Below are 15,241 nucleotides of genomic sequence, written 5' to 3' on the forward strand. Positions count from 1 at the left end.
AGGCGACAACAAACACCACCCTCCCCCCCCCTCCCCCCCCCCCCCCCCCCTCCCTCCTCCCCCCCCCCCCCCCCCCCCCCCCCCACGCCCCCCCTCCCCCCCCCCCCCCCCCCCCCCCCCCCCCCCCCCACACCGAACACCTGAGCGCAGACCAAGCCCGACGCCGCCAGGCCTGCACCCCACGTCTGTGGCACCCATCGTGGGGTCTTGGGGGGTGCATGGTGTGAGGAGATGGGTTTGCGGGACCGGGTCGCGCCCGGGCCCGGGCCCAACGCAACTGCAGGCGATGTCCCCGAGCTATTTGGAAGCAGCAGCGGCCCATCCGACCCCCGGAAGGTTCTTTGTGGAGTTCTGGCAGTATTCCCCGTCCGAGGTCACTGTCCCTCAGCTGGACCTCGACCCCTACCGGTTTCCCGGCGCTGACACCATCAAGCCCATGGCCTGTGAGGCCTCGCCGCAAGACCGCCCAGGTCATACGGACTGGCAACTGCCTCCCTGCGACGAAGAGCCTCTGCGGGCCCATTGGCCGGTATCCGACCCCCGCCTCACCTGGTCCCTGAATCCCTTGGACCGGCGGCGTTTGGACCTGCACGCGGCACTGACCGCCGTCGGCATCCCACCACTCCCCGGTGACCTGGAAGCCATCCACACCCTGTCCTCACTCGACGACACGACCAACGCGGCCCTCGTACGGTGGATCACCACCAGCCGCTGACCCCACAGTGCGCATTGCCCTTGAGAGCCCGGCGACGGTGCGGTTCACCCCTCGTGGCCGGTGAGCTTCTCGACCTTCCGCGCCGCCGTCTCCGCCCGCGCCCGTGCCCCCGTAGCGGCTCGCCCGGCTTCCCGGTGGTGGGTGACCGCGTCCGTACTTGCCGCGCGTGCCTCCTGTAGCCGCTCCTTCGCGGCCCGTGTCTCTTCCTCGGCCGCAGCGACGTCAGCGGCCGTGCGGTCCACCAGTTCCTGGCCGGCGGCCTGCTCGGCTTCCAGCCGCTCCGCCTGGGCTCGGGCCTCGGCCAGCTCCGCCCGGGCCGCTTTCACGCGCTCCCGGTGTGCCTGCGCCGCCCGCTCGTCCGCATTCGGTTCCGGCGCTGGAGGCCGTACGGGCTTCGTAGTGGGCCGGGCGGGCTGGGCGGGCCGGGCCGCCTGCGGCGGTCGCGAGGGAGCAGCACCGGGCTGCGGTTCCAGCCCGGTGAACCCGAGTACCGGGTCCGGGGTCTTCACCAGCCGGCCCGCCATCCACTGCGCGGCGACATCGGCATCGGCGAGGACGGTGTGCAGGGTCTGCTCGACCTCGTGCAGCGCCGATTCGCTCACCGTCTGCCCCGCCTCGGCTGCAAGAGCGCACGCCGTGCGCGCGAGCCGGCCGATCACCACGTGCTGATCATGCGACAGCTTCCGCAGCTGTTCGGCGTCCAGCGTCCGGTGCGCGGCACGGAGTGCCTCCCCCAGCTCAACGAGGTGCTGGGCCTCATCTGGCCTGCGCCGCGCAAGCAGACCGGTGGTCCACGCCGCGATCGTGGGCTTCCGCAAGTGAGCGATCGCAGCGGCCAGCTGCGTGTCACCGGCCTTGCGGGCCCGGACCACGTACTCGTCCCGGGCTGCGGTGAACTCCGACGGCCGCAACCCGTACAACTCCCCCGTCACCGACTCCACGTCCATGCCCGGAAGTCTCCCGCCCGGATCACCGAGCGGCTGGCACCCTGCACACGACCGCGCGTCGGACCAGCGGACACCAAGATCTCTCTGGCCCGCTCGTGGCCGCCCGTCCCTCGCGTCCACTGACGCGGGACCGCTCCGCTGCTCGTTCGTGTCCGGGTCCGGGTCCGGCGGCTGCCGTAGGCGATCGACCGGTTTGATCCGTGGCCACTGGGTAGCCCTCCTGGAGAGGCGCCCATCGGGTCCGCAACCGCAGAGGAGTAGGAGCGGTTCATGCACTCGTTTCCCATCCCGCTGATCCCCACGGAGGAAGGCGGGCTACTCATCCCGGCCGAGCAGGTCACCGGCCTCCTACGGAGCGTGGCTGCCGACTGGGCGTCCGCGGCGGACGTCGACAGCCCCGACGCGGACCCGGAGACCGTACTGGCGATGACAGAAGCCCTCACCCGGCTCGCCGACCAGATCGACGCGGAGTGCATCGCCTGCGCATCACGGCCGGAACAGGGGTTCTGAACCGCGCCGGGGTCATCGTGCGGTGAGTCCGGCTTCGCCCGCCCCGCCGTGCACTGTTCACGCGGTCTGCAGTGGTGCCCCCACCACCCCGGGCTTCCGCTCAGGTGTTCAGCACGATGGCGTAGGCGAGGAAGAACAGGGCGCAGGCCAAGGCCAGCAGGCAGATCACCAGGAGGGGGCCCTTGGCCCAGCCACGTGTGAGGGGGCGGTACGGTCCGGCCCCGGAGCCGGTGCTCGATTCGCCGGGCGGCGTCTCGCCCGGAGGTACACCGCCGCCGTGCGGTCGGAGCGTGTTCCGCGGGTCTGCGTCTGGGTTCGGGTCTGGGTTCGGGTCTGGGATGTGTGCGGACATGACGTCTGCCTCCTTGCTTCGGCTTCGCGTCACCCTCGGGTGGCGAAGCCTGGGGCTGTCCGGCGCCTACCCACCCCCTGCCGCTCCACTCCCCACAGACCAGCAGGTCAGACAAACGGGACACGGGCGTGGATCGTCTTTCCGCCGGGCCTGTGCCGGATCTGGACATCGCTGCCCAGTTGGTTGATCAGTGCCCAGCCCCACCCCCCGCCACCTTGGAGATCAGGCGCCCGCCTCTTCGGCTCGGCGCTGCTGTAGTCCGTGACGTCGATACCGACCCCGTGGGCTTCCAGCGCGAGGTCGAGCGCGCAGCCGTCGGCCGTATGACGGATGGCGTTGGTGACGAGTTCGCTGACCAGCAGCAGCGTGATGTCCCTGATCTCCGGCGCCAGCGAGCGGCCGCCACGATTGGCGTCATCGAAGAAATGACGGGTGAGCTCCCGCGCGGCGGCGACAGCCGTGGTCCCGTCCAGATCTCGGTGCTGTCGCAGACGGACGTTCATCCCCGCTCGCCTTCCTACAGCGTCGGCTTCCCTCACGCGTACGCCTGCCCTGCCTGCGCGCTCGCATGTGTGCGCGGCCCGGCAGACCGCTCGATGCGCTCAGCCCGCGCGGAGCGGGATTGGTCCACAGGCTGCGCGCCGCATCAGGCGGGGCGCGGTCCGTACGTTAGCGGTGGGCGCGACCGGGCAGGCGCCGGGAGGGACCGGACCGCGAGCGACAAGCGGTGGGGCACCCCGAGCGACGGCGCGAACAGCCGGCAGACATCAAGAAGCAGGAAGACAGGTGAAGGGGATGGAACCCGCTACCCACCCCGGCCTCCCGAACGGTCGCGACGAATCAGTGGCCGCGCTCGTCTCGAAGGCATCCCAGCAGCTGTCACAACTGGTGCGGGACGAGTTGCGTCTCGCACAGGCGGAAATGAGGCACAAAGGCAGGAGCTTCGGCCTCGGCGGAGGCCTGCTCGGCGGCGCGGCAGTGACGACGCTCCTGGCCCTGCAGGCGCTGGTGGCCGCGGCGGTCGCGGCTCTCGCTCTGGTCGTACCGCTCTGGGGCGCCGCGCTGATCGCGGCTGGAGCCCTGCTGTTGCTCGCTGCCGCACTGGGCGGCCTCGGCAGGCAGAAGGTGGGCCAGGCCGGTCCGCCGCTACCCGGGCAGGCCATCGAGAGCGTGCGTGCCGACATCGCCGAGATCAAGGAAAGGGTGCACCGATGAGCAGGACGCGCTCGGAAGCAGGATCGCAGCCGGACACCGACAGTCTCCGTCTGGAAGTGGAGGGTTCCCGGGCGGAGTTGGGTCGGACCATACAGGCTCTCGCCGCCAAGGCGGACCTCAAGGGACAGATGCGCGAGAAGGCCCTCGCCGCCACGCACCAGGCACGCGAGCAAGCAGCCGTCGCCACCCACCACGTGGGCCGGACGGCGTCCCGGACGTTTCGGCGCGAGCGGTGGCTCGTCGCGGTGGCCGCGGGGTGCATCGTATGGCTGGTGGCGCGGCAGGCCGTCGGACGGAGGACCCCGTGAAGGCATCGAAGATCGCATACAAGCCCGTGGGACTGGCTCTCGGCGCCACCGGCGGAGCGCTGGCCGGTCTCCTGTTCAAGCAGATCTGGCGGCGGCTGGGTCACGAGCACCACGCGCCGAACGCCACCGACGAGGACCGGTCGTGGCGAGAGGTGCTGATCGCCGCTGCACTGCAGGGGGCCGTCTTCGCCGCCGTCAAGGCATTGATCGACCGTAGCGGCGCCGTGGCCACCAAGCGCCTCACGGGCACCTGGCCCGCCTGAACGAAGCAGCCCAGCGCCGACGTTCGTCTCGCCAGGAGGTTGCTGAGGGGCGGCGCGCCCGGCCCCCGTCGGGGCGCCCGTAGGTCAGGCGGAGCGGATCAGCAGGTCGACCTCCTTCTCCTGGTCTCCCGCCACCGTCCCCCTTTCGTCGACCACGAAGGCGTCCCTGAGGGCGGCAACGACCCGGTCCACCGCACGGGGGCCGCCTTGCAGACCGACGAGGACGGTTCCGTCCAGGCGCATGGTCTCTGTCGGCCCGGGTGCCGGGTCTGCTGCATCCACGGTCGTGCACCACACGGTGGCCTTTCCGTGCGGCCCCGGTTCGACAGCCACGCCGTCCGCCGAGGAAACCGGAAAGGCCCGCTCGAGAACGTCCAGGAGGACCCGGGCGGATTCCTCCGAGCAGTGGGCGGCCGTGACCACCACGTCCGCCGAAGACTGCCGTGGTGCGTCGGCGTCGTTGGTCATCTCGTCCTTTCCGCTGGGACTTCGGGGCATGAGGGATCTCCTTCTTGGGGGGTCACCGCCATGCTGCGAGGCCGCGGGGATTCCCGCACTCCGGGTCCGCCACATGCACCATCGGCTCACTCGGGCGGAGGGCCCCTGCCCTGGCTGCCCCGCAGGCCGATCAAGCGGCCAGAGGCGCGGTGGCCATCCCTGCGCCTTCACGCAAACCCGCCAGGAACTCCTCCACCGCTTCTACCGACGTGCGTCGGGGCTGCCATGCAAGCTCGGTGCGGGCCCGGGCAGCGTCCATCAGGGGAAGCCGCAGCACCGCGTCGAACAGGTCGGGAGAGGCGGGGACCAGGTGCAGCCGCCATGCGGCGGCCAGCGCCGCCCTGACGGGGGCCGTCGGGAAGGTGAACGGGCGGGCGTGCAGGATTCCCGCGAGGACTTCCGCGTCGAGTGGCGGGTCGGCTGCCAGATTGAACGGGCCCTGCACGTTCCGGATTGCGGCGGCCAGGTAGGCGGATGCGGCGTCATCCGTATGCATGGCCTGGAAACACAAGCCCGCCAGGTCGGGGACCGCCGGGATCACCCCGGGGCGCATCAGCCAACCGGGCAGGAACCGGCCCGCGAAGATCCTCCGCTGCTCGGACGCGGAAGTTCGCTTGAACAGGAAGGCCGGCCGCATGCGGACCACCCGGACCTCGGGGTGGGATTGCTCGAACGCGTCGAGTACGCGTTCCAGGTAGGCCTTCTCGCGGGTGTACGCGGCCTGGGGCCAGCCGTGGGTGGGCCAGGACTCGTCGACCGCACGGTCCTTGGGGCCAGGCGAATATGCGCCGACGGAGGATGCGTGGATCAGGGCCGGCACGCCCGCAGCGGCCGCCGCTTCAAAGACGCGCAGGCTGCCCAGGACGTTGGTCTGCCATGTCTGGGCGGGATGGTGGGTCGGCTGGAACATCCACGCCAGGTGGATGACCGCGTCGGCCCCGGCGAACAGCGGCACCAGGTCCGGGCCGTTCGGCGGCGCGATGTCGGCGGCCGCCCAGGAGGTTTTGGCGGGGCTCCACTGCGGAACGCGTCGGGCCACGCCGAGAACGGAGGCTACGGCCGGGCTGTCGGCGCATGCCTGCACCACACTGGTACCGACGTTTCCGGTGGCGCCGACGACCACGACCCGCAGACCGTCGTGGCCGGGATGCGGGGATCCGGGGCGGTTCATGGCTGGGTCCTTTCGCTACGGGTACGTCGCCTGGCAGCGGCCGTGTCCGGGACGTAGCTCGGTCGCCGGGGCCCGGTGCCCGGTCTCCGTGTGCTCAGCCGGGCACGGAAGGGTCGAGAGGGAAGCAATCGGCCGAACCAGTGAGCTCCAGCAGCCGCAGCATCTGGTGACTGGGCGCCGCCAGCCGCAGGACATGGCCCGACTCTGGCCCTCTCGCCGCGTTTGCAGCAGCGCGTTGAGACCCGCGGAGTCGCAGAACGACGAATTCCGCAGGTCGACAGTGATCTCGGCGCCTCCTGGGGCCTGTGAGAGGGCCGTGGCGAGCGCGGCACGCAGATCGTCCGCGTGGTCGACATCCATGTCGCCCCTTACCGACACCACGTAAGGTCTCCGGTTCTCGGTATCGGCAGGGGACTCCGGTACGGGCGACTCGTCCTCGGCAACCATGGCGTACCTCCTCGTACGGGGGAGCGCCTGCCCCTCGCCGCACCTCTCAATCGCTCGGGCCGATCGATGGCTGCTTCGGGGCACCTGCTCTCCCGTTCAGTCCGTACGCGGGAAGGTCCGACGGCCCCGTGCCGTTCCCCGTGCCGTTCGTTCGGGGGCCTGGGCCCCGGCCCGGGCCGGGCGCATACTGAACGCATGGCAAGGGGGACAACGGCCGTCCAGCGGATCAGGCGGCAAGCCGGCGAGGCGATCTTCCTGCGCGTCGCGGGGCCCGAGGGGCCTCGTAACCGCGAGCGGATCCACTCGACTCCCGGAACTCGCTGGTTCGCTCCGGGACGGCCGGTGCGGCAGGTCCACGGGGACGCGTCGATGTTCATCGGCGGCCTGGCCGCCCTGCTCCTCCAGTCCCTGCACCCTCTCGCGATGGCCGCCGTGGCAGCGCACTCCGGATACCGCGGCGACCCGTGGGGACGGCTGCAGCGGACCAGCACTTTCCTGGCGGTCACCACCTTCGGCACGAGCGGCGACGCCGAGGCGGCCGTGGCCCGCGTACGGGAGGTCCACGCACGCGTCCGCGGCAAGACGGCTGATGGCGTACCGTATCGGGCCGACGACCCGGAGTTGCTGACGTGGGTGCACGTCGCCGAGGCGTACTGCTTCCTGCGGGCCCACCAGCGGTACAGCAAGCACCCGTTGGACTCCGCGGGCCGCGACGCGTACCTCGCCGACACGGCGCGAGTGGCCCGGGCCCTGGGTGCGGACCGGCCGCCGGAGAACGAGCACGAACTGGCGCTGCGGATGGCCGGGTACCGGCCCTCCCTGCGGCCGACGGCGGCTTCCCTGGACACCGCCCGGTTCCTGCTGACCGACCCGCCGCTGCCGGGGGCCGCCCGGCTCCCGTACATGCTGCTGGCGGGGGCAGCCCTGGAACTCCTGCCGCCGTGGGCGAGGTCGGCCGTCACCACCGGGTCGGCGTCTGCGGCCGCCCGGATACCGCCGCCGGCCGCCCGCGCCGGCGGCCATGCCGTGACCCGGGCGATCCGCTGGGCCCTGCCCCCGGCTCCCCCACAGCCCCCACAGCCCCCACCCCGCTGAAGGTCGGCGCGGCGTGGCGCGTGTGCGTTCGCGGCCCCGGCGACGCAGAGTGAAGGATCGATCACGAGCCGAGGACCCTCCGCTTGCGCTCACCCGGACAGCCCACCCATCGGGCGTCCAGATGCCCGGAGCAGCGCGCTTACCGCTCGCCGGGGTGGGTAGGCGCCAGGTGGGATCCGTTTCCAGCAGTGGGAGGATTCATGACGCGCCGAGTCCACGAGGTAATGACCGGGAATCCGGTGACCGTCGAAAAGCTGACCTCGCTGGCGGAGGCCGCCCGGTTGATGCGAGATGCCGACATCGGTGATGTCCTTGTCGTCGACGAGGGCCGGCTGCGCGGCATCCTGACCGACCGGGACCTGGTCGTGCGGGCCATGGCCGAGAACAGGGATCCCGCCGACACGACCGTGTATGCCGTCTGCAGCACCGAGCCCGTCACCGTCAAACCCAGTGACGACGTCGACCAGGCCATCGATCTCATGCGCCGCAACGCGCTGCGGCGCCTGCCCGTGCAGACCGAAGACGGCGAACTCGTCGGTGTCGTCACCCTCGGCGACCTCACGGTCGAACGGGATCCCGGCTCGGCTTTCGCGGCCATCGCGGCCGCCGAGCCCAACGACTGACGCCCTTGACCCCAAGAACCCAAGAACCCTCGGCAATCGCGTTCGACGTATCGTTCGAATGCGCACCGTCATGGACGCGCTAACGTGGTCGGGTGCCAACACCGGCGGAAACACACCGAGATGCGTACCTCTCCGACCTGTTACGCCACTACTGCTCCGTGCGGTCTCAGACCGAAGCCCGGTCCGTGCTGGTCAATCATCCCGAGCTGGTCGGCCTGGTCAATGCCCGGTTCGTACTGCAGGTCGAGGAAGAGGGCCGACGGCTGGAGCCCCTGCTGGCCGGCCAGTGGCGTCTGCGCATGGCGCAGCTGAAGTACGCCCGCAGGCTCGGCATCGAGATCGCCTTCGACACGGTGGTCATGGTGGACGGTTGCAACGACGTCGATGCCTTGATCAGAACGATCAACGCCGATGAGCGGGTGGGCAGTGGCGAGGGGCTGCGCGAACTGCTCGCCGAGTACCCTGGCCTGATTGCGCCTCCGGTGGCGCAGCGAATGGATGATCACGCCGAGGCGTTTCGGGAGTCCGGAGACCACCACTCGGCGGCGGCCATGACGATGCAGAGCTTCTTCGTCCGCCGGTGTCTGAGCGTGGGAGTCCACGCCGGAATCGGGCAGACCCTGGCGTGGAACAGGGAGCTCGAAGACCGCGGCTGCGCTCTGGAGGACCTGGCGCGGGACGCCGAGTGGCTGGCGGCGGCCGCATGGGCCGGGGACTTCTGCGGACCTGGTCGTACCCTGCGCGACCGGCTGAGGCTGCTGCGGGAGTCTCCGAGCCTGAACTCTCAGACGGCCGCGCGCTATGCAGCGCTCATCCCCACGAGCGATCTGCCGGAAGACTGTCGGGAGGCAGCCCTCTGGGGAGCCCTGCTGCTGGCCGGGACGAGCCCCGAAACCGATTGGCAACGGATCGAACAGACCGTGGCGGACCTGTCTTTCGGCCGGGCACTGGCGCAACAGGACTCCACGGTGGCGACGGAACTCTTCACCGAGTACATCGCGGTCTTCGGTCGACGCATGCCTCACGATTGGCTGATACCCGGTCATCCCGAGGGCGAACTGCTCGACGTCACCGACGGAATGCGTCAGTTCACCGAGATGGTGCAGCGACACGAAGGCGACCTGAGGCATCTTCTGGCAAGTCTGCTATCTGCTACGTACTGGGACGAAGTCGAGGCCCTGGTCACCGATCACCCCGAATTGCGCGACCCTCTCGGACTTCAGGTGCTCGACGATGTCATAGCCGAGTACGGCGAAGCCGCTCCGGAACGGGAGATGTTCATCCTGGAAGGCAGGCGGCGCCTCCTCGTCGCCTGCGGCGAGGTGGGCGTGAGAGCGGCTACCCGAGCGGCGCTGATGGAACTCGACCTGTACGACGCCCAACGGATGGATCCGGGCGCCCACCTCATCCATATCGGCGACGACGGACTTTCTGCGCAGGTCGTGGACAAAGCGCTGATCAGGCAGATGCGCGAAGCCGGCTACTGGCAGAGCATGCAGGCCGCATTGGAAGCTCTGGAGAGGATCGACGACAGCGAACCGGCCGCCTTCAAAGCAGCGATGTGGCTGCTGGAGCGCGCGATCGACGCCGCGGAGCCCGCGTCCGAGCTTCGGGCCGAAGCTTTGGGACTGGCCGCCGATACGCTGCAGCACCGAGCGGCCAGGAGCGGCAATCTGGCCGACACGGACCGGGCGATCGTGATGAGGGAGGAGGCCTTGCTGTGCCGTCACCGGAACTCCGAGGAGGAGTGGCAGGCCTCCATCCGATTGGCTTCCCTGCTGCTGCACCGCCACGGACGGAGTGGATCGGCGGCCGACATCGGGCGCGCCTTTCTGCTGCTTGGTCCCCTCCTGGCCGCCGTTGCTCCGGACAATCCGGAGCCGCCGACGCCTCCTGCGGTGAACGTTCTGGTCTCGTTGTACGAGCAGCACGGTCACGCCCTGTTCGAAGCCTCCAGCGCCACCGGGAGCCTCGCCGACCTGAGTGCCAGCGTCGCCGCACTCCAGAACGCCGTGGACGTATGTCCGCAGGAGCATCCGAAGCTGGCCGAGCTGGAAGAATGTCTCGACCTGGTCGGACAGCAGTTCACGCAAGAGCTGCAAGCGCATCAGCAGGTGCCGGCGACGCCCGCCGCGATGAGGAGCAGCCCACCCGATCGGTCCAGCGCGTACGCCGCAGCCCTGCGCCTGACCATGCTTCACCAGCACCGTCCCGACCAGGTCGACCCCGATGAGCTGCGCACTGCCCTGACCGAGTGCATGCGCTCCGGAGACCACGTCAGAGCCCTGTGGGCGGGAAGCCACCTGGGAGCTCTGGAAGGCGCCGCCGAACGGTGGGGAGCAAGCGCCGATGCCTACCGGACCACGATCGGCCTGCTTCATCGTGTGCGGAGCCGCCAAGCGGCCGACCATCAGACGGCTTGGCTGCGCAGCGGCGCACTGACCTGCGCCGAAGGCGCCTATGCGCTGCTGCGGACCGGCGCCCTGACGGACGCGGTCCTGACCCTGGAAGAGGGCCGAGCCTGCGTGCTGTCCGAACTGCTCGCCGGTCGCCGGGTCGACCTGCCCCGCCTCAGGGAGGCTGGACACGGCGATCTCGCCGACGAGTTCGAGAAGGTCACTGCTGCCCTACGGCTCGTTGAGCAGTCCGATCTGGTCGCGGCGCGGGCCGGCCGCGTACCGAACCGGATCCGGGCCGAGCGCCTGCGTGGGCAGCTCCGCCACGTCATGGACCGGATCAGTGCGCTGGACGGCATGGCAGACCCGTACTCGTCCCCGTCGATGGCCGACATCGCGGCCGCGGCCGACCCTGCGCCTCTGGTGTATGTCATGGCGACTCGATTCGGCGGGGCCGCGCTCATCGTCGGGGGCGACGGCACGGTGCGCCACGTGGATCTCCCCGGTTTGACGGAAACGGAGACCGCCCGGCACGCCCATCGCCTCCTCGCCGCCCGCAATGATCCCGACGGGCGCTGGCCGACCGTACTGGAGGATGTCGCGGGCTGGCTGTGGCAGACGGCCATGGGTCCCCTGATCGAGTCGCTCGGAGACGTCCCGCACGCTGTTCTCGTGCCCACCGGCACCCTGGGGATCCTTCCCTTGCACGCCGCCTGGACCCGCGACTCCGCAGCGCCGACCGGACGCCGCTACGCCCTGGACGAACTGCTCCTCACGTACACAGTCAACGCGCGTGCGCTCACCGCGGCCCGGGCACTGTCACCGGGCCAGGTCAACAGCAGCACCCTCGTGGTGATCGAACCCCTTCCGACCAGCGGTGAGCGCCTGCCCGGGGCCCTGGAGGAAGGACAGATCGCGATCGCCCTCGGGGAGGGGGAAGTGATCCTCCATGAGGGTGCGACGCGTTCTCGTGTGCTGTCCTCGCTCGCGGACTTCGGGTACCTGCACTTCGTTTGCCACGGCGCTGCCAACCTCGCCAGCCCCTTGGACAGCGGGCTGGTCATGGCGGACGATGCGCTCCTGACGGTGGCGGACTTCATGTTCGCCGACCTGTCCGGGACCCGCCTCGCCGTCCTGTCCGCGTGCGAGACGGCCGTGATCGGTGGCGATGTGCCCGACGAGGTGCTCGGACTGCCCGCCGGGCTTCTGCAGGCCGGCATTCCCGCGGTGATCGGCTCGCAGTGGTCGGTGCCCAACCAGCCGACCATCGAATTGATGACGACCTTCTACGATCTGTCCCGCGGCAGTGAACGACTTCCCTTCGCCCAGGCGCTGCGACGCGCACAGCAGCAGGTGCGCGACAGAACAGCTGCGGACAAGCGGGCCTGCTTCGGCGCCGGGGCCCCGGCGGCTCCCGGACCGATGGTGCCGGATGGTGCGCGACCGCACGCCCGTCCGCACCACTGGGCGGCGTTCTGCTACTACGGTGTCTGATCGGAGCGCGCGTCCGATCCGTCTTCCTCGGGCAGCGGCACAACCGACGGTTCGCTCACCGTCCCTGTGCCCGAAACGGCGTAGCGCACGACGGTGCCGGTCAGGCCCTGCTCGGTCAATCCCGTCAGGGCGTGACGCTGCAACTGCTCGACAAGGGCCGCGAGAGCCTCGGCGTCACCCTCCGCTCCGGCCTCGACCGTCACCTCGACCACCGCCTGCCCTTCTCCGACGACGGTGCGCAGGACCACCTGTGGCGCCGCCCCCTCGTCTCCCCGCGCCGCGCCGGATCGAGACCGCAGCAGCCGGGCGAGCCGGGAGCGGAGTGGCCGCCACACCTCGTCGCAGACCGTGGTGAGGACCCATTTCGCGCCCTCCATCCCGACGAAGACACAGACCGCGAGCACCACATCGGGGGCTCCGGCGCCTCTGCGGGTCTCACCTTGCAGATCGGCGACTGCGTACTGGCCGGCCGCACCGAACGCCGCGAGATCCTCGTCAAAGGGGTCCGCGGCGGTCGTGATCCCCGCATCCTCCACGACCCGGTAGAAGGACCGGGCGAACTCGGCGCTGGGCTCGTCGGCCCACTCGTGCTCGGGCAAGCCCACCAGGCGTACGACCCAGGACGACCGCTCAACTACCCCGCCCACGTCAACCACCCCCGCACCAGGGTAGGCCAGCACCTCGGCGGACTCGGACGAATCCAAGAGATTCCGATTGAAACGGATTCCTGGCACCGAACGCTGGCTCGTGGACGTGGACCTGGACCTGGACTTGGACCTGGACGTGGGCCCCTTGGGATTCGGGCGCCCGTCAGAATCGGCCGAAATTCGTTCACCTCGACGGAAACTGACGCAGCAGAAGTTTCGTTCGACGGTCTGTCAGAGGAATCAAGGAGCTCATCCCAAGGAGCAACGTGCGCATCCTGTTCACCGGCCCCGCTGCAGCGGGCCACTTGTTCCCGATGGTGCCGACCGCCCAGGCACTCCAGGCCGCCGGGCACCAGGTGCTGTTCGCCGGTTCGGCCCCGCTCGACCAGCTTCGGCAGACCGGCCTGCCCACCGTCGAGATCGGCAACGGCTCGACGCTGATGGAGGCCTTCCGGCGCACCTCGGACGGCACCCGCCCGCAGTTCGTCACAGACGGAAACAGCCTGGAGGACATCCAGCGGCGGGCCGCAGCCGGCTTCGCCGAACACAGCCGCAGCACCATCGACGACCTGCTCGCGGTCGCCACCGCCTGGCGGCCGGACCTCATCGTCCACGCCGCCTTCCAGGCCGCCGCACCACTGGTCTCGGCGGCACTCGGCATACCCGCCGTAGTGCACAACTTCGGCGTGATGTCCGGCTTCGCCATGGTCGGCGTACTCGCTGATCTCCTGGCGGACGAGTACCAGGCCCGCGAGCTCGAAGGCCCGGCCACCCGTACCGTCCTCGACGTCGTACCCGCCTCCCTCGGCGGGGACGGCACGGGCTGGCGGGTCCGCTACGTGCCGTACAACGGCGGCGGCACGGTGCCCGGCGATCTCATGGCCCGTGGCTCCCGGCCCCGGATCGCCGTCACCCTCGGGACCGTGGTGACCGCGTACGCGGGCGTCGACCCGCTCACCCGGGTGATCGCCGAAGCCGCCTCCGTCGACGCCGAGTTCCTGCTCGCCGTCGGCGACGCCGACCTGAGCCCGCTCGGCGCCCTTCCCGCCAATGTCCGCGCCCTTCCCTGGGTGCCACTGGCCCAACTGCTGGACACCGCCGACGCGGTCGTGCACCACGGCGGCGCCGGCACCATGCTCACCGCCGCCGCGCGGGGCGTCCCCCAGCTGATCCTCCCGCAGGGCGCCGACCACTTCATCAACGTCGATGCCGCGACGGGCCTGGGCTTCGCGCTCCGCGCGAGTGGCGACAGCGTGGACGCCGCCCTGCTCGGCCGCCTCCTCACCGACGATGACCTCCGCAAGGCCGCCGCCGCCATCCAGGCCGACATCACCGCACTCCCCTCCCCCACCGACCTCGTCGCCTCCTTCGAGGCCCTCAGGTAACGCAGGTGCGGTTCTCCATGCGCCGTCCGCACGAGGACCGGTTTACTTCGGCACAGGACACGAATCGCCCTAGCTGTTGCCGGACCTGAACAGGAAGTCCTCGACCGCGCGGAGATCGGTGTTCCAGTACGTGACCCTGGGGTTGGGTCCGACAGTGAGGGAGCCGACCTCGTCCGACAACCTGATGTCGAGCGGCGCCACATCCCTGTTGCTGTTGAGGGCGCGGTCCTGGTAGCCGAGGGAGAACGACGTCACGGTCCTTGTCTCCTGGCCCGCCTTGAAGACGAACACGCCGGCGTACGCCTTCTCCTTCGGACCGATCGTGGCGATGGCCCACGGCTTGGACTCCATCGGACTGACCGGAGCACCGATGTCGATGCCGAAGCGGACGTACGGGTAGTGGTAGAGGGTGCAGGCCTTGTCGGTGAAGTTGGTGGCCGTGATGAGGAGGTGCTGGCCCGAGTCCTGTCGCCACCCCGACGTGGCGATCGAGAGGTCGTTGTCGTTGCAGGCCGCGATGGTGGTGTCACCGCCACCGCCGGGGCCGGCCGAGCCACCACCCGGGCTCTGCGACGGTCCGGTCGTGCCCCCGCCGCCGGGCCGGGCGGTGCCGGCCGTGCTCGGGGTACCGGAGGGGGTGGGGGCGCCGGTCGCACTGGGGGTGCCGGAGGCGGTGGGGCTCTTGCCCTCGTCCGTGCCGCCTGATTCGCAGGCCGTGGACGAGAGGAGCGCGGCGATGGCCGCGACCCCGAGAGCGTAGGTCTTCCAAGACGTGCGGGCAGTGCGCATGGTAGCCCCCGTGTGCCTTCACATGGCTCGAATGGTGCGCTCGACCCTTCGGTTCTGCCCTGCGAGATGGCTGAAATCCCCTTACCGCGGGGCCGTTACGGACTCAGTACGTGCAGGTCACCATTCCGTCCAAGTGGCGATGGCCCGTCCACTCCCGAAGAACCGGACCGTCCGCAGACGTGGTGCTGGGCAAGCCCCCTGCCGAGTGGCATGCCCGGCCCGGATGTCTAGCCGGGCAGGTGGGGCGGTGGCCAGTCGACGTCCCAGCGCCAGGCCGCCCACGCCACAGCACTAGTGCTGTGGCCGGAAAGGTTCACCGGGTCACGGCCCCCGGCACGGCACCTCGCCGCGTTGTCGGACCGCGCCGGTACGTCCAGTACGAGCCG

General features: G+C 70.3%; 17 protein-coding genes. 9 read left to right on the forward strand and 8 right to left on the reverse strand.

The window, feature by feature from the left end:
- Positions 1–580: 580 nt before the first annotated feature.
- Positions 581–715, forward strand: a complete 135-nt coding sequence (locus tag ACZ45T_RS38355) for a hypothetical protein (RefSeq protein WP_468448984.1) — start codon at positions 581–583, stop codon at positions 713–715.
- A gap of 44 nt (positions 716–759) precedes the next feature.
- Here ACZ45T_RS38355 and ACZ45T_RS38360 read toward each other — a convergent pair whose 3' ends face one another.
- Positions 760–1,662: a hypothetical protein gene (locus ACZ45T_RS38360; RefSeq protein WP_468448986.1), complete on the reverse strand. Its 903-nt coding sequence runs from the start codon at positions 1,660–1,662 to the stop codon at positions 760–762.
- A gap of 270 nt (positions 1,663–1,932) precedes the next feature.
- Here ACZ45T_RS38360 and ACZ45T_RS38365 point away from each other — a divergent pair, with 270 nt between their 5' ends.
- Positions 1,933–2,172: a DUF6213 family protein gene (locus ACZ45T_RS38365; protein WP_468448988.1), complete on the forward strand. Its 240-nt coding sequence runs from the start codon at positions 1,933–1,935 to the stop codon at positions 2,170–2,172.
- A gap of 100 nt (positions 2,173–2,272) precedes the next feature.
- Here ACZ45T_RS38365 and ACZ45T_RS38370 read toward each other — a convergent pair whose 3' ends face one another.
- Complete coding sequence (locus ACZ45T_RS38370) at positions 2,273–2,524, reverse strand: DUF6480 family protein (RefSeq protein ID WP_468448991.1); 252 nt, start codon at positions 2,522–2,524, stop codon at positions 2,273–2,275.
- 107 nt (positions 2,525–2,631) lie between these two features.
- Positions 2,632–3,027 carry an ATP-binding protein gene (locus ACZ45T_RS38375; RefSeq protein ID WP_468448993.1) on the reverse strand — a complete coding sequence of 132 codons (396 nt, stop codon included), beginning with the start codon at positions 3,025–3,027 and terminating at the stop codon, positions 2,632–2,634.
- A 292-nt stretch (positions 3,028–3,319) separates the two neighbouring features.
- On the opposite strand from ACZ45T_RS38375, the gene ACZ45T_RS38380 reads away from it, so the two are divergent.
- Genes ACZ45T_RS38380 through ACZ45T_RS38390 form a run of 3 tightly spaced genes read left to right on the forward strand, consistent with a single transcriptional unit; the run spans position 3,320 to position 4,310 of the window.
- Positions 3,320–3,739, forward strand: a complete 420-nt coding sequence (locus tag ACZ45T_RS38380) for a phage holin family protein (RefSeq protein WP_468448995.1) — start codon at positions 3,320–3,322, stop codon at positions 3,737–3,739.
- Complete coding sequence (locus ACZ45T_RS38385) at positions 3,736–4,047, forward strand: DUF3618 domain-containing protein (RefSeq protein ID WP_468448997.1); 312 nt, start codon at positions 3,736–3,738, stop codon at positions 4,045–4,047. Before ACZ45T_RS38380 ends, ACZ45T_RS38385 begins: the two co-directional genes overlap by 4 nt.
- The gene (locus ACZ45T_RS38390) at positions 4,044–4,310 is read left to right on the forward strand and encodes a DUF4235 domain-containing protein (protein ID WP_468448999.1); all 267 of its coding nucleotides are present in this window, start codon (positions 4,044–4,046) and stop codon (positions 4,308–4,310) included. The genes ACZ45T_RS38385 and ACZ45T_RS38390 overlap by 4 nt, the downstream gene beginning before the upstream one ends.
- Before the next feature lie 84 nt (positions 4,311–4,394).
- On the opposite strand, the gene ACZ45T_RS38395 is transcribed toward ACZ45T_RS38390, so the two are convergent.
- The 3 genes from ACZ45T_RS38395 to ACZ45T_RS38405 form a co-directional block, all read right to left on the reverse strand.
- Positions 4,395–4,808: a hypothetical protein gene (locus ACZ45T_RS38395; RefSeq protein ID WP_468449001.1), complete on the reverse strand. Its 414-nt coding sequence runs from the start codon at positions 4,806–4,808 to the stop codon at positions 4,395–4,397.
- A gap of 130 nt (positions 4,809–4,938) precedes the next feature.
- Entirely contained in the window at positions 4,939–5,979 is a 1,041-nt protein-coding gene (locus tag ACZ45T_RS38400) for an NAD-dependent epimerase/dehydratase family protein (protein WP_468449003.1), read from the reverse strand.
- A 15-nt stretch (positions 5,980–5,994) separates the two neighbouring features.
- On the reverse strand, positions 5,995–6,426 hold the full coding sequence (locus tag ACZ45T_RS38405; RefSeq protein ID WP_468449005.1) for an STAS domain-containing protein: 432 nt from the start codon (positions 6,424–6,426) through the stop codon (positions 5,995–5,997).
- Between the two features lie 195 nt (positions 6,427–6,621).
- Here ACZ45T_RS38405 and ACZ45T_RS38410 point away from each other — a divergent pair, with 195 nt between their 5' ends.
- The 3 genes from ACZ45T_RS38410 to ACZ45T_RS38420 all read left to right on the forward strand — a co-directional run bounded on the left by ACZ45T_RS38410 (position 6,622) and on the right by ACZ45T_RS38420 (position 12,034).
- Positions 6,622–7,521 (forward strand): oxygenase MpaB family protein, encoded by a 900-nt coding sequence (locus tag ACZ45T_RS38410; RefSeq protein WP_468449007.1) that lies wholly within the window; start codon positions 6,622–6,624, stop codon positions 7,519–7,521.
- Between the two features lie 200 nt (positions 7,522–7,721).
- Complete coding sequence (locus ACZ45T_RS38415) at positions 7,722–8,144, forward strand: CBS domain-containing protein (RefSeq protein WP_468449009.1); 423 nt, start codon at positions 7,722–7,724, stop codon at positions 8,142–8,144.
- Positions 8,145–8,329: 185 nt separating this feature from the next.
- Complete coding sequence (locus tag ACZ45T_RS38420; protein ID WP_468449011.1) at positions 8,330–12,034, forward strand: CHAT domain-containing protein; 3,705 nt, start codon at positions 8,330–8,332, stop codon at positions 12,032–12,034.
- On the opposite strand, the gene ACZ45T_RS38425 is transcribed toward ACZ45T_RS38420, so the two are convergent.
- Positions 12,022–12,681, reverse strand: a complete 660-nt coding sequence (locus ACZ45T_RS38425) for a hypothetical protein (protein ID WP_468449013.1) — start codon at positions 12,679–12,681, stop codon at positions 12,022–12,024. The genes ACZ45T_RS38420 and ACZ45T_RS38425 overlap by 13 nt on opposite strands.
- 266 nt (positions 12,682–12,947) lie before the next feature.
- Between ACZ45T_RS38425 and ACZ45T_RS38430 the strand changes: the two genes are divergently transcribed.
- Entirely contained in the window at positions 12,948–14,066 is a 1,119-nt protein-coding gene (locus tag ACZ45T_RS38430) for a glycosyltransferase (protein WP_468449015.1), read from the forward strand.
- Between the two features lie 69 nt (positions 14,067–14,135).
- Here the strand turns inward: ACZ45T_RS38430 and ACZ45T_RS38435 are convergent, their stop codons facing one another.
- Positions 14,136–14,855 carry a DUF4232 domain-containing protein gene (locus ACZ45T_RS38435; protein ID WP_468449017.1) on the reverse strand — a complete coding sequence of 240 codons (720 nt, stop codon included), beginning with the start codon at positions 14,853–14,855 and terminating at the stop codon, positions 14,136–14,138.
- Positions 14,856–15,241 lie beyond the last annotated feature (386 nt).

The organism is Streptomyces sp. NPDC030995, assembly GCF_055571215.1.